General features: G+C 38.7%; 12 protein-coding genes and 4 pseudogenes. 1 reads left to right on the forward strand and 15 read right to left on the reverse strand.

Annotated elements, in window-relative coordinates; all coding sequences use genetic code 11:
- Positions 1–30 precede the first annotated feature (30 nt).
- The 13 genes and pseudogenes from DXA05_RS19495 to DXA05_RS19555 form a co-directional block, all read right to left on the reverse strand.
- The gene (locus tag DXA05_RS19495) at positions 31–1,371 is read right to left on the reverse strand and encodes an O-antigen ligase family protein (protein ID WP_128859519.1); all 1,341 of its coding nucleotides are present in this window, start codon (positions 1,369–1,371) and stop codon (positions 31–33) included.
- 603 nt (positions 1,372–1,974) lie between these two features.
- Positions 1,975–2,802, reverse strand: a complete 828-nt coding sequence (locus tag DXA05_RS19500) for a polysialyltransferase family glycosyltransferase (RefSeq protein ID WP_128859520.1) — start codon at positions 2,800–2,802, stop codon at positions 1,975–1,977.
- On the reverse strand, positions 2,792–4,330 hold the full coding sequence (locus DXA05_RS19505) for an oligosaccharide flippase family protein (RefSeq protein ID WP_128859521.1): 1,539 nt from the start codon (positions 4,328–4,330) through the stop codon (positions 2,792–2,794). Before DXA05_RS19505 ends, DXA05_RS19500 begins: the two co-directional genes overlap by 11 nt.
- 106 nt (positions 4,331–4,436) lie before the next feature.
- Complete coding sequence (locus tag DXA05_RS19510; RefSeq protein WP_256145599.1) at positions 4,437–4,727, reverse strand: hypothetical protein; 291 nt, start codon at positions 4,725–4,727, stop codon at positions 4,437–4,439.
- A 582-nt stretch (positions 4,728–5,309) separates the two neighbouring features.
- On the reverse strand, positions 5,310–5,654 hold the full coding sequence (locus DXA05_RS27910) for a hypothetical protein (RefSeq protein ID WP_284515621.1): 345 nt from the start codon (positions 5,652–5,654) through the stop codon (positions 5,310–5,312).
- A 59-nt stretch (positions 5,655–5,713) separates the two neighbouring features.
- The gene (locus DXA05_RS27915) at positions 5,714–5,986 is read right to left on the reverse strand and encodes a hypothetical protein (protein ID WP_284515622.1); all 273 of its coding nucleotides are present in this window, start codon (positions 5,984–5,986) and stop codon (positions 5,714–5,716) included.
- Positions 5,987–6,100: 114 nt separating this feature from the next.
- Positions 6,101–7,512: pseudogene (locus tag DXA05_RS19520) on the reverse strand (undecaprenyl-phosphate glucose phosphotransferase).
- A 19-nt stretch (positions 7,513–7,531) separates the two neighbouring features.
- The gene (locus tag DXA05_RS19525) at positions 7,532–8,665 is read right to left on the reverse strand and encodes a chain-length determining protein (protein WP_128859522.1); all 1,134 of its coding nucleotides are present in this window, start codon (positions 8,663–8,665) and stop codon (positions 7,532–7,534) included.
- Between the two features lie 24 nt (positions 8,666–8,689).
- Positions 8,690–11,102 (reverse strand): annotated as a pseudogene (locus DXA05_RS19530) (SLBB domain-containing protein).
- Positions 11,080–11,676 (reverse strand): UpxY family transcription antiterminator, encoded by a 597-nt coding sequence (locus DXA05_RS19535; protein WP_008019042.1) that lies wholly within the window; start codon positions 11,674–11,676, stop codon positions 11,080–11,082. Before DXA05_RS19535 ends, DXA05_RS19530 begins: the two are co-directional and overlap by 23 nt.
- A gap of 336 nt (positions 11,677–12,012) precedes the next feature.
- Positions 12,013–12,978 carry a tyrosine-type DNA invertase cluster 3b gene (locus DXA05_RS19545; protein WP_128859524.1) on the reverse strand — a complete coding sequence of 322 codons (966 nt, stop codon included), beginning with the start codon at positions 12,976–12,978 and terminating at the stop codon, positions 12,013–12,015.
- 186 nt (positions 12,979–13,164) lie between these two features.
- Positions 13,165–14,361: a heparin lyase I family protein gene (locus DXA05_RS19550; RefSeq protein ID WP_165861536.1), complete on the reverse strand. Its 1,197-nt coding sequence runs from the start codon at positions 14,359–14,361 to the stop codon at positions 13,165–13,167.
- A gap of 123 nt (positions 14,362–14,484) precedes the next feature.
- Positions 14,485–15,034, reverse strand: a pseudogene (locus tag DXA05_RS19555) (DUF4738 domain-containing protein).
- A gap of 241 nt (positions 15,035–15,275) precedes the next feature.
- On the opposite strand from DXA05_RS19555, the gene galB reads away from it, so the two are divergent.
- Positions 15,276–17,723 carry a beta-galactosidase GalB gene (gene galB / locus DXA05_RS19560; RefSeq protein WP_128859525.1) on the forward strand — a complete coding sequence of 816 codons (2,448 nt, stop codon included), beginning with the start codon at positions 15,276–15,278 and terminating at the stop codon, positions 17,721–17,723.
- Positions 17,724–17,855: 132 nt separating this feature from the next.
- Here galB and DXA05_RS19565 read toward each other — a convergent pair whose 3' ends face one another.
- Together DXA05_RS19565 and DXA05_RS19570 are read right to left on the reverse strand one after the other, a co-directional pair.
- Positions 17,856–18,542 carry a TrkA family potassium uptake protein gene (locus tag DXA05_RS19565; RefSeq protein ID WP_008770828.1) on the reverse strand — a complete coding sequence of 229 codons (687 nt, stop codon included), beginning with the start codon at positions 18,540–18,542 and terminating at the stop codon, positions 17,856–17,858.
- Positions 18,543–18,546: 4 nt separating this feature from the next.
- Positions 18,547–20,374, reverse strand: a pseudogene (locus tag DXA05_RS19570) (potassium transporter TrkG).
- Positions 20,375–20,454 lie beyond the last annotated feature (80 nt).

Here is a 20,454-nt window from a genome sequence, read left to right on the forward strand (position 1 = left end):
ATAATAACTATTTTACAATTCACTAATTTACTACAAGCATCTTTTTTTGCTATATCTATAATATCCCATAGATATTGCCAAAAACAGCCAAATAAACAAAGAATAAACAACCGATACAGAAAACATTACAGACACATTAAATATTCCCCCAATAAAAAACATCCTTCCATAAGGTGTAGTATTTCTATTCTTCCATAGCACACGCAAAATATAAAAAATCAACAAAAAAAGAAATATTCCCCCTAATATCCCCTGTTCTGCCAAAACACATGAATATAAATTTTGAGGAAAAATTCCTAATCCTAATGTCTCACCAAATGCAACAATTCCCATTTTATATTCAAAAGGATGCATATAATACACACTATTACCTACCCCAACGCCACACCAAGGATTATCCTTAAATATTTCCAATCCAATACGCCCTGTATAATTTCTAAAACTACCACTGTCAAGAGTATGTTCAGGTGACAAAAAAAAATTTTGGGCTTTGTTTATAAATAAACTTTCAAACAAATTATATATACCAAGATTTACTAAGATAATATACCCCACTATACATGTAACAACAAGTATTGACAATACAAGAATCTTATATTTTAACGCTGATTTAAAAATAAATGGAATTAACAATACGACTCCTAATAAGGCTAATAGAGCTGTTGAAAAAGTCAATATCAGGGAAGTTACATTTATAACTATTATCAATATCCACATAATCTTAGAAAACGAAGAGCGGGAATAACAAGCATATAATACAATCCACACTTGATAAAGAACATAAAAGCTAGGTTCTTGCGACAATCCACTACTACGAAAATTGTACACAGTTTTATTTTGAACGAAGTTAGGAAGCAAAGTTATTACATCAACAGTAAAACAAGCAATTATAGAATAAATAGCTATAAATGTTCCTACTACAACAACTTTCTTTTTTAGCTTCTCAAAATTTTCAAAAATTTCATCATTATAATAAATATGAGAGAATACTGAATAATTAAAAATCATGTAAACAAGTTGCAGCAAAGGAAAAAGTGGATTATCAAATTTAAAAGAATGAAGTGCTTCCGGATATCTAACAAAAAAATCATATGGTATATTCTGAAATAAAAAAGCGTTCAAAAAGCTAACTATAGGAGAAAATACAAAAAGTGCCCAAACAATAATAACCAAAGGAGTTTTAGGCTTTACACTCACATACTTTAACAAAAGTAAAATGGATAAAAACTCATAAACCTTAAAACTACCTCCGATTCTTAATACCGGAAATTGCTGAAATCCTATCAGAATAATTATTGCTGATAAAAGATAATATTTATGCCTCACGGCATTATTTATCTTTCTCTCATATAAAATACTATTTTTATACATAAAAAATGCAAGTGTTCTATCATTTTCTAATCATCAGTATCTTAAACTAAAGAAACTGGTTATTATTCCATTTAATGCCTCAATTATTTATTATATCAACACTGGAATTCTTTTTTTTGATTCCGCTTTACTCACACATTACGAGGAATCCTCCAAGGAACAAATCAGAACATAAAATTCCCGATTTATATATCTGCAAAACTAATTCTTAATTAGAAAAAATTCATATGGTAATTATCACTCCACTAATGACTGTTATTCAAAAAATATGTGACATCTTAATACCATACTCAAATCATATCTTCTTATTTCTACTTGTAAATTTCCCCATTATTGTATCACCATTATTGTATCACCATTCGTTTTTCGTAAAATTTGTTAGTCACATCATTATTATATTTTTTATGATAATACGAGAATCACTATCACGAAATCATTCAAACATTTCAGAATACGATTTTATCAACTTGACTTTGGAACCATTACGCTCCATATATTTCATAAAATCTAAATACACCCTCTCATCAGTCACTGTACACATTTTAAATACACTATATGCCTTAATATCATTTGCCACTTCACATAATGATGTAGAAGTAAACCCTACAGCAAACTCATAAGCAGAAAAATCAATATATTCCGAAGGATATAATTTGCTAAGACTTCGTCCGCCATTTGCTCAGCATCTTCTTGACAACCAATGCGAGGATGTCCTTTCACTGCTATTTTATATCCTGCTTGATGGATCTCATTTATTATTTGTCGATTCATCGCATTATACTCTTCTTTGCTTTGATAAGAAAACCTATAAGGTTCTGTAAAGAAAATAGCATATCTTCCAGAATTGACAGAGATCTTTTTTTTATATCTAACACATATCTTTCTATCACTATAATCTATCTTGGAGAATTTCAATTTACGATTATCCATTACTAACATCCAACCTCCTTCTCCATAGATATAACATAAAGAAATCTTATAAAGATAGGAGTATATTATCCCTTTGCACTTGTTGATAAATGGTAAACCTCGTTGTCTTTCTTCATAATTTTCGCCATCAGTCACATCCACAGGAGATAAGATATGTATAGGATTAAAAGGTATCAAAATAGGCATTAATACCCCCATTCCAAAATCGTATATATCAGTAAAAAAAATTCTCACATCATCTATTCTATTCAAACCTAGCAAACAAGCTAATTCCTTATTTTGTTTCTTGTTTTTCCAAAAATAAAGACCAGAAGAACCTCGATCTTCAATCATTTGAATATTTGCTTTTAATCCTAATTCCTTATAGAATTGATAAAGTCCTTTTAGATTTGTACGAACGACAATTGTTATCTCCCTCCCCTCTGATAGCTCGTGCTCGTAACAATTAAGTACAGCTACAATTTTCGCAGGTGCTTGACTAAAAATTATACTACGCTTCATTTTTCAATTTATTTATCATTCTTCTCATTACCTGAATAACAAATTTTCTTTCCGTTCCATTGAGTCCCAATGTATAGTTACAAAATATAACAATAGATATTGTTATCACCACATTCAAAGATAACGATAATAAACTTTCACTTTCTGGAAGCAAATAAAAAGCAAGCGTAAAACCCATAAGTAATGAAATTATCATCGGAAGATGTACAGAGCGATAATATTCTATGCCTTTTACACCAATACAACGGCAACTATAATTTGCTATATATAAACTGGTTATAAGTGAATTAACAACCATTATACTATATGGTACATATATATTCATATCTAATTTGAAACATATATATATAATTAGAAAGAATAACCAAATTATTGTATTTAGAGTTATTTCATAAGTTCTTATTTTTCCTGTAGCACGAACTAATGTATTTGAAGTCGTTGCTAATATTGTAATCAATGATGAACAAAGTATAATCCGAATAAACATTGTAGTATGTAATGGTACTTCATCAAGCCATAATTTTAATATATAATTTAAATTAAGCATAAGAGGAACAACCATCACTGACATTATACAGAAAGCTAATTTAGGTCCAGTAAAATGCATTGCTTTTACTTTATCCCAATCTTTTGCCGCATAGCCTTTAGTCATTTGTGGATAAAAAGCTGTAGTAAAATTACTTACTAGAGTGTTTACTGCTGCATTAATTTGTTGAGCTACTCCCACCGCTGCATTAATAGCCACTCCATAAAATGCATTATATAAAACCCCAATACCCTGCTGATAAGCAAGAGATGATATCCCACTTAGTGTTGTCCATGATGAAAACGAGAGCATTTTTTTAGTGAGAACACTGTCGATTTTCCATTTATAGTGCGACTCTGGAAACCTGTAATTACAATAAAAGGAATAAATGAAACGGATCACTACCTGAGCCAACATAATAAGTAAAGCATAGACGATAAGACGATCACCACCATAATAACTAATAAAAATAACAGCAAAGAGTTTAAGCAAATAGCCCAAAATGTCAATATAAGCAAAGGAGCGAAACTCTTCTTTCGCCATAATGAGAGCATTATATGGTACACTGATAATACTAAATAACAATGTAACAATGCTAAATTGTAACACCCAAAATGCTGCATTTATACGATTAGCAGGAATAGAAAGATAATTATAAAGCAAATACGTTCCAATAACCTCACCTCCCACAGTAATGAGAACAGCCATAAGCAATTGTATATTGACTGATGTACAAAAGACAAGATTCACTCTCTCAGTTTTACCACATCCCATCTCCATATTCATAAATCGTTGTGTAGACACCATTAGAGCAACATTAAGAAACGAGAATAACATTACCATACCACCTACTACATTATATATACCAAAATCGTCAATCCCTATCACTTGTAATAAAACACGTGATGTATAGAGACTGATAAACATCGCAATGATAGAACGACAATAGAGAACTACTGTATTTTTACCTATACGAGTAAAAGTATTATTTGAAGTAGACATAAAGGAGGCGGTATTGACTAAATATTGTTGATTTTACACATCTTTATCAGCATGAGGTAAGCAGTTACATATTTTATCAATGTTCAGTTGTGAATATTGATATCAGTTATTCAATATTCATAATCTGTAAAGCCCATACAACCATTTTAGTCATACCCTCTTCAAATGAGATTTTAGAAGTCCAATCCAAATTTCTAATAATTTTAGAATTATCACCGTATACCCCCATTTGATCACTTAGAGCACCTTCAACATATTGATGAGTAACCTTAAAAAGCAATGATTTTTCTATTAGCTCTACAATCTCAAATACACGAGTCTTACATGTATTACTAACATTATATACTTCATACACATCTCCTTTCTTCCTTGACATTGATTTTATTACTGCACTCACGATATCATCAATAAAAACAAAATCACGAAATCTATCTTTAGCGCCAACGCTAAATAAATACTAACCATCCCTTGTTTTAGATTATCCATATTCTGCCCTATACCATAAACATTAAAGAACCTCAAAGCTGTGCACTAAATACATAAATACGGCTCAAGGAATGAAAAAGTGCCGTACCGACAGTAAGTATAATGCCAGCAACACTGAATACCACTATACGGTCTATATTACGAGCAAATTGTTGAAATAGTTGTTGACATAATGAGCTATAAACAAAGCATATATTAACCAAATATTTTGAGTAAAACTATTTCCAATTGAATAACAATCTGCCACAATACTCACTTCTGCAAATATAATTCCTGTGATAAGAAACGCAATTATTAAAAATACCAATCCAGATGATAATAATTCACGTTGTTTCTTGTAGATATGAACATTATTCAAAATAATATAGTTACACAATCACTCTTAACAATGATTAATAGACTTATTTATTTCAATCACAAGAAACGCGTATTCTAATTACCCATTCAAAAAGAAAATATAACAAATACCTTATTCAATCAGAATATCTCTTGATCAATCTAATAAACTCTTATCTTCAATAACTGTTTTTATGTATATCTGTTCTGCAATAAAAAAATCTAAAGGAGTATCTATATCAATAGACTCTATATCGGTAGTTCTTATAAATTTTGGTTTTTTTCCTATTATATTCCTATATCTTATCAAATCATTTCTATTTATCAAAGTAAACCCAAAGTTCAGAGCTTCAATATCAGGCAAATTCTGACTGTTTGGTGCATTCAAAGGATTATAATTTATTGCCTTCCCATCTAACCACATAAATTCTTTAATTACTGAGACTGTTGATATACAATCAAACTCTTCCTCCTCATAAAATCGATGTATGGCAGTCTCCATAGTCTCAGTTTTTATGAAAGGAGACGTTACTGGACAATATGCAAATACATCGGTATCAGTCACCTGCCTAGATGTTCAAAGAATTCACTACCTGTACATTTTGAAGAAGCATAGTAATCCTCTCTCCTATGAAATGAGACTCCCATTTTCTGCGCTATTTCAATAGCTTGTTCTGAATCTGTATTAACTATAATTTCATCAATAACTTTTACTTCTTTTAGTTTTTCGATTTTTATTGTCAAAAGATTTGTTCCTGCAAAAGGCCGCAAATTCTTGTCAACTACTCTTTGAGACCCCTTTCGAATAGGAATGACCGCTGTTATTTTTTTCATAAGTTTTTATAATTTATGATAGTCTTATTTCCATATCATCCCTACGACATTTTCTTCAAGGATAAACATAGAAAATAGATACCGGTTTTACACTTCATTCACAAATTAGATATCTTAATATGCGTTCTCCTCTCCCACAATAACATTCGCCACAGTCTTATAAATGATATATAAGTCAAGCAACATTGTCCAATGTTCCATATACCAAATATCAGCCTTGACACGTTCCTCCATCTGTGAAAGTTCCCTCGTTTCACCACGAAAACCATGTGTTTGAGCCCAGCCGGTTACCCCTGGTTTTATAAAGTGCCGCACCATATATTTATCAATCAATCGGGCATAAGTCTCCGTATGAGCCAACATATGTGGACGGGGACCAACTATAGACATATCACCCTTAAAGACATTGATAAACTGAGGAAGTTCGTCTATATTAGAACGACGGAGAAAGTTCCCAAACCGAGTTTTACGAGGATCATCAACCGTAGCCTGTTTACTGTCAGCTTCATCATTCACTTTCATGGAACGAAACTTGTAACACACAAAATCTACACCGTTCAAACCTGTACGCATTTGCTTAAAGAATACAGGACCGGGAGAAGTCAACTTTATAATGCTTCCAACTACGAGATAAACAAAAGGAAAAACAGTAACCAAAAAAAGACCGGAGAAAACAATATCAAATAGCCGCTTCAGTATCCGATTTTCCATTTTCCCCAAAGGCTCATAACGCAGATTCAAGATAGGCATATTGCCAACCATACTGTGCCAGATACGACGCGGAAAACCTTTGCACACATTAGGAACACCATGAAAATAAAGCAAGTGGTTCTCACAATGATTCATAATAGAAAAATTATAACGTCCCTCCTCCATCGACAAAGAACAAAAAACATGTTTGATACCCGGGTGTGTAGACATAAAATCTGAAAAACCGTCAGGATTACCCAAATAAGAACATTGCGAAGAAAGGGCTTCGTTCGGTTTAATATCAAAATAACCCACAACCTCATATAGGGAAGAGGCTAAAGAACTCTCCATCTCCTCATACAATACCTGCATATTATTACCCCCTCCTATAAAAACAGCATAACGTCTATGCTTGCCCTTAGCACAATAAACTATCAGAAAATGACGAATGATAATGCGATAAATACTTAAAATGACAAAGAGAAAAGAGAAATATGCAACAAAGAAAAGAGGAGAATAGATAGAGACTCCACTAAAAGTCATGATACATGCCCAAAAGATGGAAAAAGCTATAATATTCTTCAACACGCGCAACACAAGTTGATCAGGACGAATTCCCCGACTATCCCAAACCCTCCCGCGGAGCCCGAACAGGCCAGATAGCAAAGACTTAACGAAGTCATCATCCAGGAAACCCTGCAAGAAAAAGGTAAAGAGACAAATACTTCTTCCCAAAAGAAAAGGAGAAAGAACAATACCAGATTCAGAATGATTAGATCTCCCAGAACTGCTACAAATTCTATAATTTTATTGATTTGACTGGTGGTTGATACCATATCACATTAAAAATTGATTTTAAGCACATACTTCTTTGAACTTATTCAGAAAATCTTTTCCGAATAAATTCCAAAAAATAACAATACAAACTGATAGGAAAATAAAAGCTAAAACATATACCTTTCTGCTGGTTCCCGAAGGTTCCAAGGGGACAACAGCAGGTTCTACAACAGCAAACACTGGTTTTTCTTCCTGAACTTTAGCTCTGGCAACTTGAAGCTGACTGGCAACCTGACTGTATACCTGGTAAGCAAGGCTCATATCATTCTGCAAACGTTCCTGTTCGGCACGAACACTCTGCAAAATTAGGTTATCATGAGAATCCAGATAGTCTGCGTATTTCTTCTGAGCAACATAATATTCTTGCTGACGTTCTTTGAAAAGTTTCTCCAAATAGATACAATCTTCTTTCGCCTTGAAGGTACGATAGTCTATTATATACTCCTGCAGTTTCTTCACTACGGAATCGGCTACGACTGCAGCAACCTTAGGGTCCTGAAAAGTCACAGAAATAGAAGTCATTGAGGTTTTCTTATCCACAGAGGCAGCTATCATTTTCTTTAGAGTCGCAATCTTCCTCGAATCTTTCTTTGAAAGCTCAATTGCGCCCTGACTTGTTTTATCAAAAGATGCAATTTCATCCTCCTCAGTAAACAAAGACTTTACTCCACCAATTACCATGCCTGGAAACCCGATTACATAACTCCACCAAGGAGATGTTTCTTCATCTAAATAAGTATTCAATGTCATGACTTCATTCTTTGTTACCGGTATCTCCATTGCAAAAAGCTCCAGTAAAAAAGGAGTAGAAGAAACAATATCAGCAGATAAGGAAGCATTCAAGGCATCAGTACCATCACCCATAGAAACTCCACTTCCTAAAAAGGATGCAGCCAAACCGGATAAACCACCACCTTTGTTATTACCCATTTCCGGAGAAAGAGTGACTTCAACCGTGTACTGCTTAGGGATGCTTATCGCAACAATAATACCAATCACCAAACCGATACCGACTGCTTTATAGATCTTCTTACGAATACCTATAACCTTACGAAGAAAATCCATCAAATCAATTTCTATCTCCTCATCATTATGATTATTATGCAACTGTTTTGTTTCCTTTTCAGATGCTTGTTCCATCAAAGTAGACATAATAAAGGTGTTATAAAGTATTCGTTATTTCTTGATTAAATTAGCAAGAGAGGCAATCATCATACCCAAGGAACTGAAAGAAGTGGCATATCCCAAGATTTCTCCCATATTAGTACGCTTCTTAGATCTACTGGGAACGATTATTTCACAACCGGGCTCGATTTGTTTCTTACCGCTACCTTTAACCTTAGTTACCTGACCATTCATGTAAACAATGAACTTCTTGCTCTTCTTCGCATTGTCTGAATAACCACCGGCCTGATTCAAATAATAATCAATATTCTTACCAGCTATATAAGAAACGGTATTAGGAACCATGACAGCACCATTGATCTTAACCGTATTGGTACTCTTGGGAATAAAGACCACATCACCCTCACGCAAGACAATGTCCGCCGTACTCCCCGGATTAGCTAAAGCTTTCTCCAAGTCAATGCCGACCGTAAAATGGTCTTCCACATGAATATCCAAAGAATCCATCATAGCCTCACCTAACTGACGGCTCATTAAACGGATCACATCTCCCATACGTTTCTTCTCACCCTCAGTAGCGACACGAGTCAACTTGGCACCGCGTAGGTAGGCTTTTTTGGTAGAACCGCCGGCTTTGCGAATCAAATCGGAAAGACGTTCCTCACGGCTGGTCATGGCGTAAGAACCTCCGAACAGGATTTCACCTTCAACAGCTACATTCTGCTGAGCCTGATAACCCGGACTGCGGCGAACATAAACCTCATCATAAGGTTGAAGAACAAAACCTGGTGTGCCGTCGACGACAAAACCTTCTTTCAGAGAGAATGTATACGTCCGACCGATAGTATCATTATCCGCTGTACTATGGGGATTCCTGATCCTACGCGATACATCCACACGAACAACAGAAGCGGCTTCACGCAAGCCTCCGGCCTGAATGATCAAGTCTTCAAGAGTCATGTTGTCAGCATAAGGATAGGAATCAGGTTTGGCCACTTCGCCGTGGATTACAACATCTCCCCTATCTTCCAAATCATGGATACTCGGAATATAAAGAATATCGTTTTTCGCCAGGATGATATTTTGGGAAGTACCATCATGATGGCTTTAATGTCAACAGGGATAACTTCAGTAGTAAGGTCCTCACGCTGACGATAAAGGACAGCACGGTTCAAGAAAGCATCACCCGTCAAGCCTTGGGCTTCGTTCACCAATTCGCGAACGGTATTCAGTTTACCGTTTAGCTGGTAGATACCGGGACGGTAAACGGCACCACGGATTTCAAGCTTATTAGTGAAGCGGTTAAGGATAGCCTCGGCAGTCACAACATCACCATTCCGCATTTTATAGACACTATAATCAAGGTCTTTGACTGTGTTTACTTCATACTCCTGTCCGTTTTGGCGTACGACACGTAAGGAACGGGTGTAGGCATCGGCTTCAAATCCACCGGCATAACTGATAAGCGTAGATAAATTTTCGTCCTTCTTCATTTCGAAACGCATCGGACGTTTCACTTTTCCATCGATCTTAACCAATACGTCATAGGCAGGGACTATTACTACATCGCCCTCCTGAAGACGGATGTCATCCTGAATGTTGCCTTTCATGATAAATTGGTAGACGTCGATCGTGGCGATGTTTTTGCCGTTACGTACAGCTGGACATTACGAAGGCTACCTATGTCACTCACACCTCCTGCACGGTAAAGTGCATGGAATACAGTAGAAAAGGAAGAAAGAGAGTAAGTGCCCGGTTGGACTACTTCACCCATCACATTGATCTGAATAGTACGGATGCTGCCCAAAGTCAGACGGATGTCAGAAGTGGGGTCATTCGTATTATTAAGACCATTATAAATCTTGTTTAATGTTTTCTTGAGATAGTCATTGGCTTCAGAGATAGTCAGGCCGTTCAGGTTGACAGGACCTATTTTCTGAATGTTGATCGTGCCATCAGGAGAAATCTGTTGGCGGATAGTGTTCTGGCTGGCTCCCCAGATGTCGATAATCACTTCATCACCGGGACCAAGACGGTAATTTAAAGGGGTGGCGATGTTGACACTGGGTTCAAAAGTCAGGTTACGGGTATTAAAAATGTTACGTCCGAAAACCTGATTACTACGTTCAAGGTCTTGAGTGCTCGGATGGTCTTCCAGCATATCGGAAGTGTTCTCCTTCATTTCTTCACGTAAGCGTGATTCATTGACATCCGTACCGGTAGCGTTGGAAGCATTGACATTGTTCTGCTGCTCATAAAGCTGCTTCACACGCATAGCCTGTTCTTTGGTCACGCCCTTACGGGCAAGTTCGGAGGCTAATTGTTTTTGTTCTTTCCCTTGTCTAATCCCCTCTTTGACATACTCCAACACTTGAGAATCGCTCATATTTTGAGCCATCAAAGGAGAGAAAACTCCTAACAGTAGAATGAATAGAAATACGTTAAAGTTTTTTTGTGTCGTCATTACTAATCTTTGTAGGTTCTACATAACCGATTGGCATATCTACACAAGCACAGCCAAGCATATTTAAACGAACAGCAATCTTACTCTTACCCCCGACAGTCACGAGTTCGCCGACAAGGCCGCTCAAAGGACCTTTAATTACACGAACTTTCTCACCACGCGCCAGTGGAGTATCATTCATACAGACTGCTTCTTCGGAATAATCGAGCATGAAACGGAAACGCGCCATCTGCTCATCAGGAATAACGGCAGGAGTGCTTTCACCACGCATTACCATATAACGGCTGACCGTGGAGAAGCTTAGGACTTCCATACGCTCTTTTGGATTGACATGAACAAAAACCATCATTGGAAGCAAGACTGTATCAACCATCTTTCGACGGTCGCTCCATTGATGAATTTGTTGCTGAACGGGAACAAAAGAATCAATTCCCATCTTAGACAAACGCTCGGCAACTTTCTTCTCATGATGCATTCGAACGAGTGCTACATACCAGCGTTTTGAGTGTGCTACGCCTTCCCCTGTCCCACTAATAGGCCCGGCATTTACTGATTTTGGTTTCGTTAAAATCATATTTTTTTACCCCATGTTATTCCGTTACTTCTTAGGTAACGGATAATACATACACGAAGCGTACACTATGATGAAAATAGAAATCACACACATGACAAAGGCGTAAAATATGGAAAGGCCTAATACTCAACAGGGAAAATCTAGAGATCAGGCAATAAAAAGTATAGAGCATGAAAATAAGGTTATTTCATGTTCGGATAGTTTTTTGCTCTATGTTTCAGATAAAACGAAAAAAAGTGGAGGAATATTTGCTTTCTATTCGTGTTTTTGTCTATCTTTGCGTCAAATTTAAGTTCCGTTACCTAAGAAGTAACACACATATTTTAATTCTGATGATTAACACTTTACAGTTTTTACGCTACCTACACAACAGTTTTTTATGTAAGATAAATTTCCTTTATTTACCTCTGTACGTTCTTTAAGCCCAAAGCCTTTCAAGTAGATTTGTGTGGTTTTAATAGATTTGTGCCCCAATGATTCACTAATCATTTCAATGGATACTCCACGATACTTCGCAGTCGTTGCCCAGGAATGACGAAGCGTATAGGAAGTGACGGGGGATTGCAAATGTAAAGCTCTTGCCAAGTCCTTCAGAGAATTATTAAATCGACGGAGAGCGGACTGATATTCCCGGTAACCTCTTTCATCTTTCCGTTTCTTATCCCCACGAAGAATATCAAACAGATAATCCGGACAGTCAGGATGAGAATTTTCCTTGCTACGAAGCTGATTAATCATTTCCTTTGCAGTATTCAGCACTTCCACACTCATCGGAGTTTTGGTTTTGATACGATTGTATCGCAGTACATTCTGATCGAGTGCCGATTTCTCCAGATGAGCTAAATCCGCGAACGACATGCCACAAAATTGGAACATCAGGGCGGCAATAGCTTGCGTACGGCGTAAACGTTCCGATTTGGGATCTTCATACAGAAGCTTATGCAATTCCGTAGCAGGCAAAGCCTTCTTTTGCCAGACATCCACACCTGTATAGACATCATGAAACAGTCGCGGAATATAAGGCGCACTGCCCGCTTCCACTCCACGGTTATAAATACTACGAAGCATACGCATGTACGTAGAAATCGTATTGGGCTTCAAGCCACACTCATAAAGATACTGGCCGTAACGTCGTAAACGTTCACGGGTGATCTGTCTGAACGACACATTAGACGTGCCGCAAAATTTGCTGAAAGAAAAGAGGGCATTCTTGTAGACATGCGCCGTAGAATACCGTCCCTCCTTCCGCAAACGACCGATGTAGAATTCCGCACACCGGTTAAATCCATTTTTGTTCATCATTTGCATCACTAATAATTTTATATATTATACCATTTGGCAAGCAACAAAAAAACAAATCTTTTTGCAGAATTGAAGCACACTTGACAAATGCGATATTATTTTTTCAGATTATTAACCTATAAAAAAATATCCGGATGCCCACTAAACGGACATCCGGATATCACTCTCTTTCTACCTTCTGACTAATTACCTCTCTGAATAGTTTGCCAGATTGTAACATACCGGCTTCGTGCTATTACCTACGCGGTAGATACCGAACTTAAAGTAATAACCATCATCGTCGTTACGTCCAATCATGATTTTCTCATTGTCTACAATGTGTTTATTAACCTTTTTCCCTTTTTCCTGATAGTCCATCTGTACATCGAGCATACCCGGCTTTACAATTGTTTCCGCCTCTTTGCCATAGACTGTCCAATCGATATGAATACGGAATGTAATCCAACAATCTTTCGGAAAATCGGCGAAAGGCATTTTGTAAGCAATGGTCGATGCTTTATATGTAGATGTCACAGGTTTCATAACCGGTGTCTTTTCCGGATTTGCGTTGCAACGGTCGTCTTTATCAGTCAGCCATTTACGGTCGGAATTTGCTTTGATGTAAAACCATCCGCCTGAAAATCCGAATGCCAATGGAGGATAGCCACCTTGTTCCACCAGCCATCCGTTGGCCTTTCCGGCTTGATAAACGGGATTGCCTTGTTTGTCATTCACCGGATTACCTTGCTTGTCCAACTTGAGTTTCTTTTCGTATCCCATGTTTTTCTTAAAAATAGTAGTCTTGTCCAGTTCCATGAACTCATCAGCTGTCAGTTTCTTCACTTCACCCTGTGGAGTCTGTACCAAAGTACGATCCGGCATTCCATGCCATTGAGCAAAAATGGTGGAAACATCACTGCCTAATGTAGAAGGGATATATACCGAAAACTCATAATCGCGGGAAGCACCTTGCGGACAAATACCTTTTCCATGATGATATACAGTTTTCATTATTTGTGCTTTCTTATATGTATCGGCTGGTTTGCCTTTGAAATCATCGGAAGTTGCATAACAATAAGAAAATTCCGCACGCCCTTTTGTTTCCCCCGCTGCATATCCGGATAATGTGTTATCATCTTCTTTCAGTTCAAAACGATAAGAAGGTTTTCCGTTGAACATAAGGTTGAAATCACGTTGAATGGCATGCGCTTTTTTAGCTCCGACTGCTACCCAGCAACCATCTATAATCTGATTGACACATGCCGAATCTGCCTGTACATTTACACGCTCGGTCAGTGGCACCAAAGTCTGTGTTTCTATAGCCGGACCGGGTTTCTCGACTTGTTCAGCCATCGCCATGCATCCTGATGCCAGCACGCAAATAATAAAAATGCTTTTCTTCATTCTATTCGATATTAAGTTTGTTGACGGTGCAAAAATACGAAAGGCAACCTCATCGGTTGCCTTTCGTTTGTCTCAAATGTTTTCACATTTGTGTAATTTTGCTGTCAACACCTGCTTGGAGGCTTAATTGGGTGCTTCATCGTTCAAACCTTCTTCAAGCATATCGACTTTCTGTATGCTCATTTTTCCATCAGCAGTGATCGTTATAGAAAGCGGCATATACAAATCTGTCTGCGGATAACAAACACTTGCGGCATATACAATGCTGCGGGGTGGTCTTGTCGTATACAATTCCTTCCAATATAGATTTCGAGAGAAATTTTGCATCGACTACGGATGAAAAATCATTCTTGGTAAATGTCTTGTTCAATACCGTTTCGTTACCGCGTGTCAGGTGCAGCACTATTTTATTGTCGACATAAGTATCTCCCATCTCATTTGTTACATGAGGCAGACTTTCATCCGGAGTACGTGAAACAAAGGAATGATAATCTTTTCCTTTGAACTTAAAGTTAGTTTCGCTCTTAGACGTCTGCATACGTTGCAATCCGTGAGCATCTATACTGTCTATTCTTGCCAGCATCGACTGATTATCTGAAGATCCTTTTTTACCGCCACATGCACTCACAGCCACTGCCAACGGCAACAAAAGCAAATAAATTAGTTTTCTCATACGTAAGTTTTCTGTTTATAAATAGATGGCAAAGGAACAAAAAGAGCGGGATATTTACAAGTGTAACCGACATTTTTCCTACATTTGAAGGAAAGAAGGAATGGAAATACTATCACAAAGGGATGCTCGACGCCAGTGGCAAACCGGCCAGTACATTTAATGCTTTCAAGAGATAAGATTATTGAATCCTTTTTTATAACTTTACGCCGAATCCAAAATATTTTATACCTGAAAAGTAAAAATGAACATGAAACACCCCAAACAGTTATTAGCTGTACTTTTGATGGGCGCCGCCTGCACTATGCAAGCGCAACGCAGTGAGGCACTGCTGGAGAAGAACTGGAAATTCAGTAAAGGAGATTTTAAAGAGGCCAGTCAGCCGGAGTTCAATGACACTAAATGGGAATCGGTTGTTATTCCACACGACTGGGCGATTTTTGGTCCATTCGACATGAACAATGATCTTCAGAATGTGGCAGTAACACAGAACTTTGAGAAAAAAGCTTCCTTGAAGACAGGACGTACCGGCGGTCTTCCTTATGTAGGTACCGGATGGTATCGTACCAGTTTTGACGCCCCTGCCGACAAAGAAGTGACACTACTTTTTGACGGTGCCATGAGTGAAGCGCGTGTCTACATCAACGGAAAAGAAGCTTGTTTCTGGCCTTTCGGCTACAATTCTTTTCACTGTAATGTGACTTCCTTATTGAATAAAGACGGTAAAAACAATACGCTTGCCGTGCGTTTGGAAAACCGTCCGCAATCTTCGCGTTGGTATCCGGGAGCAGGTCTGTATCGCAATGTACACCTGATTGTGACTGACAAAATCCATGTGCCTGTATGGGGAACGCAAATCACAACTCCTCACGTCAACAAGGATTTTGCAGCCGTACGTCTCCAAACGAAGATAGATAATGCCGGTGAGAAAACAGCCATCCGTGTAGAGACGGAAATTCTTTCTCCGGAAGGTAAAGTTGTTACCCGCAAAGAGAATACAAGCCGCATCAATCACGGACAACCTTTTGAACAAAATTTTATTGTAAACGCGCCCGAACTCTGGTCGCCGGAAAGTCCGTCGCTTTACAAGGCTGTCTCTAAAATTTATGCGGATGATAAACTGGTAGATACTTACACCACACGTTTCGGTATCCGCAGCATTGAATACATTGCCGACAAAGGGTTCTACCTGAACGGGGAGCACCGCAAATTTCAGGGTGTATGTAATCACCACGATTTAGGTCCGTTGGGCGCCGCTATCAATGTTGCAGCACTGCGTCATCAGCTTACGCTATTGAAAGATATGGGATGCGACGCGATCCGTACTTCTCATAATATGCCGACTCCCGAACTCGTTGCGTTGTGTGACGAAATGGGATTTATGATGATGATCGAACCGTTCGATGAATGGGATATCGCCAAATGTGAAAATGGTTATCACCGCTACTTCGATGAATGGGCGGAACGTGATATGATAAATATGCTTCATAATTACCGGAATAACCCTTGCGTCGTTATGTGGAGTATCGGCAACGAAGTACCGACTCAATGCAGTCCTGTCGGTTATAAAGTGGCCAAATTCCTGCAGGATATCTGCCATCGTGAAGATCCTACCCGTCCTGTCACTTGCGGAATGGACCAGGTGACTTGTGTACTTGCCAACGGATTTGCAGCAATGATTGACATTCCGGGACTTAATTACCGTACGCAACGCTATCAGGAGTCATACGACCAACTCCCGCAGAATCTGATTCTGGGAAGCGAAACGGCTTCTACTGTCAGCTCACGCGGCGTGTACAAGTTCCCGGTGGAGGATAAGAAAGGGGCCAAATATGAAGATCATCAATGCTCTTCATACGATGTGGAGGTTTGTCCCTGGTCGAATATTCCGGACGAGGACTTTGCATTAGCTGACGATCATCATTGGACCATCGGACAGTTCGTATGGACCGGATTCGATTATCTGGGTGAACCGTCACCATACGATACGGATTCATGGCCTAACCACAGTTCAATGTTTGGTATCATCGACCTTGCCAGTTTACCTAAAGACCGCTATTATCTTTACCGTAGCGTGTGGAACAAGAAAGCGGAAACCTTGCATATCCTGCCTCACTGGACCTGGCCGGGACGTGAAGGTGAAGTGACTCCCGTTTTTGTGTACACTAATTATCCTACTGCCGAATTGTTTATCAATGGCAAAAGCTATGGAAAACAAAGCAAGAATAATAGTTCGCTAAAGAACCGCTATCGTCTGATGTGGATGGATACAAAGTACGAACCGGGTGAAGTGAAAGTAGTAGCCTACGACAAAAACGGAAAAGCGGTAGCTGAAAAAGTAGTCCGTACTGCCGGAAAGCCTCATCACATCGAACTGGTAAGCAACCGTAACGAACTGACTGCAGATGGAAAAGACCTGGCTTATGTGACTGTTAAAGTAGTAGACAAAGACGGTAACCTCTGCCCTGCCGATAATCGTCAGATAAATTTCTCGGTAAAGGGAACAGGTAAATATCGTGCTGCCGCCAATGGAGATCCGACGAACCTTGAACAATTCCATCTTCCAAAAATGCATGCTTTCAACGGTATGTTGACAGCTATCCTGCAAGCCGGTGAAACTGCCGGTGAGATTGTATTTACAGCAAAAGCAAACGGAGTGAAAGCCGGAAATATTCGTATTCAAACGAAATAAGGCATACGCTTCAGCATATAACAAACCCACCGGATTTCTTCACTGAAAAGAAGTCCGATGGGTTTCTTCATACAACTATCTCCGAAACTTGCTCACTTGTGCTCAATAAAAGCGACGTTATAAGTACTCGGGCTAAATAGCCTTCCAAAAGGCCTGAAAATCACGATACCTGCCGTAGCAGACCAATTCGTCTCCTTCTTCCACTTTCTCATTTCCCGGTAATTCATTCTTCACATGAAGCTCGGTCAGAGAGATACCCAGGCAGTTGGTGATCTTATTCGCCCGTTTCAATCCTATCATTTTTAAATGAAACTCTTCATCCAGGTTTAACTCATTCACAAAATATCCTACAAATTTCTCCGGAACCGTGAACTTCACAACATAATAATCCTGATCGATGCGGAATCCTTCCATGTTAGTACCGAAATCGAGCAGTTGTACCAGGCTGCGGGCAGCATCTTCTTCCGGAGTCAGGATTCGTTCCAGATCAAAAGCTTCAAGCACTGCTTTATGTACGGCATCAATAGCACGGGCAAAAATACGGGGAACCTTTTTCTGCTTTAACAGGGCAACGACTCGTATCGACGCACCAAAATTCTCTCCAATCGCTACAATAACTATATCCACACTATTCAATGGCAACACTGATAATGATTGTTCGTCAGTGGCATCAATGACAAAAGCTGTAGCAACCTTATCTTTGATGGAGTCTACACGACTTTCGCTTATATCCGCACCTATAATTTCGTGTCCCAAGGCGGACAGTTCTTCCGCCAACACATGGCCGTAATTTCCTAAACCAATAATAATATACTTCATAGCTTTAGTTTATTATGATGTTATCACTTGGATAACGGTATTTTGTATTCTTTTTCTGTTTGACGATTCCTAGCATCAATGTTATTAATCCCACACGACCAATAAACATCAACAAAGACACCAATAGTTTGCTCGCGTCGCACAAATGAGGGGTCAGATTCAGACTGGAACCCACGGTACTAAGCGCAGAGACACATTCGAAAGTTAATGCCATAATGGAAACACCCGGTTCGAGTATGCTCAATGTAAAAATAAAAATGAATAAGACTCCCAATGACATGACTACTGTTGCATTGGAACGCCGGATTGAATCGTAAGACAATTCTCTGCCGAACACTTCCACTCGTTCAGTGCCACGCAATACGGCTACAAGATTCAGAACTACGACCGCAAAAGCATTCACTTTCACACCACCTGCCGTGGACTGTGATCCACCGCCCACCCACATCAGGAATAGATAAACCAACAATGTCTGCACGCTCAATGATGCCAGGTCGACACTGCTGAAACCGGCTGTTCGCGGACAAGTGGCATTAAAGAAAGCTTGTGTCCACTTATCTGCCACAGGCATACCGGCAAAAGAACCATTCCACTCAAAAGCAGCAATAGCTAATGTACCGATTAATAAAAGCAGGAAAGTCATGATTAACACGATTTTCGTATTCAGGTTATAGAGGTGCTGCATTTTATGCCGATCCAGTTTGCGGGTACGAATCAATTTCCAGAAACGACGGAGGTGATACAATACAATATCCTTGAAATTGACAAGGATGGGGAAACCGATACCACCAAATATAATCAATAGAGAAACGGTAATAAACAGCCAATTGTGGTTAGTCATCACCATCGGATTTCCTAAATTGCCGGAAAGCGTAGAAAAGCCCGCATTGCAAAAAGCTGAAATAGAATGGAAAGCAGCAAAGCCCAACTCTCCTTCCAGAGTCATTCCCAACGTTCCGTGAATACTAAACCAAATCGAAACCATACCGATCCCTTCAATCACTAAAGTGAAGCCTAATATATATAATAAAGTAGACAGCAAAGAACCTAATGAATTGGAACTAACCATATCACGCACAACAAGCTGGTTGTAAATGGAGGTATTCCCCATGAAGAACATGGCGAAGAAACTGGTTAATGTCATCACTCCCAATCCGCCAATCTGAATCAACAGGATAATGACAACTAATCCCGAAGTGGTGAATGTAGTAGACACGTCTACCGGTACCAGGCCTGTAACGCATACGGCACTGGTAGCGGTAAATAAAGAGTCTACCCAGGTGATACCATTTACCGTGCAGCGCGGAAGCATCAACAAGCCTGCTCCAATCAGAATAATAGCCATAAAACTGACTGCCAATATCAAAGACGGATTGGTACGCCGTCCCAACAGACGCACCAGCCCATTGGACAGATTGAGGAAAGAAAGAACTAACAATAACAAAAGATGATAAAACTTCCCATGTAAGAATTCCCAAATATGCAAAATAGCTCCTTCTTCTTCCGGACGATGGAATATAACAGGTACCAACGTGAGATATAACAATCCACTCAATATCCAGGCTAATCGCCGGTATTGCTTTTTAGTATTCCGGTATTCCAGCGAGATATGTAAAGTGACATCAATCAGAAAAATGATCCAGACAGTTTTATACAATGTCTGCAAATTCGCCACTTCATCAATAGACAAGGGAAAGCCATGTTCATATACTACTCCGACAATCAATGATAAAGATGCCAGATAAGTGAGTGCTTCTATCAGCTAACAAAATACGTACATAGGGTTTTAGGAGTTTATTCTGATACAATAAAAACTTATGATAAATCTTCATATCATCTTTTTTAACGGGGTCGTGCAAACTTAACTAAAATAACAATCAAACACGATTCTTTGTTGACAAAATTTTCTGAA

Source organism: Bacteroides sp. AM54-2NS, assembly GCF_003602935.1.
Taxonomy (GTDB): Bacteria; Bacteroidota; Bacteroidia; order Bacteroidales; family Bacteroidaceae; genus Bacteroides; species Bacteroides xylanisolvens.

Excerpts from the sequence above, each read along its gene's own strand:
- galB (WP_128859525.1), top strand. The coding sequence starts at position 15,276 with ATGAACATGAAACACCCCAAACAGTTATTAGCTGTACTTTTGATGGGC.
- DXA05_RS19525 (WP_128859522.1), bottom strand. The coding sequence starts at position 8,665 with ATGTCTACTTTGATGGAACAAGCATCTGAAAAGGAAACAAAACAGTTG.
- DXA05_RS19495 (WP_128859519.1), bottom strand. The coding sequence starts at position 1,371 with ATGTATAAAAATAGTATTTTATATGAGAGAAAGATAAATAATGCCGTG.
- DXA05_RS19550 (WP_165861536.1), bottom strand. The coding sequence starts at position 14,361 with ATGAAGAAAAGCATTTTTATTATTTGCGTGCTGGCATCAGGATGCATG.
- DXA05_RS19535 (WP_008019042.1), bottom strand. The coding sequence starts at position 11,676 with ATGATTTTAACGAAACCAAAATCAGTAAATGCCGGGCCTATTAGTGGG.
- DXA05_RS27915 (WP_284515622.1), bottom strand. The coding sequence starts at position 5,986 with ATGAAAAAAATAACAGCGGTCATTCCTATTCGAAAGGGGTCTCAAAGA.
- DXA05_RS19565 (WP_008770828.1), bottom strand. The coding sequence starts at position 18,542 with ATGAAGTATATTATTATTGGTTTAGGAAATTACGGCCATGTGTTGGCG.
- DXA05_RS19545 (WP_128859524.1), bottom strand. The coding sequence starts at position 12,978 with ATGATGAACAAAAATGGATTTAACCGGTGTGCGGAATTCTACATCGGT.
- DXA05_RS27910 (WP_284515621.1), bottom strand. The coding sequence starts at position 5,654 with ATGGAGACTGCCATACATCGATTTTATGAGGAGGAAGAGTTTGATTGT.
- DXA05_RS19500 (WP_128859520.1), bottom strand. The coding sequence starts at position 2,802 with ATGAAGCGTAGTATAATTTTTAGTCAAGCACCTGCGAAAATTGTAGCT.
- DXA05_RS19505 (WP_128859521.1), bottom strand. The coding sequence starts at position 4,330 with ATGTCTACTTCAAATAATACTTTTACTCGTATAGGTAAAAATACAGTA.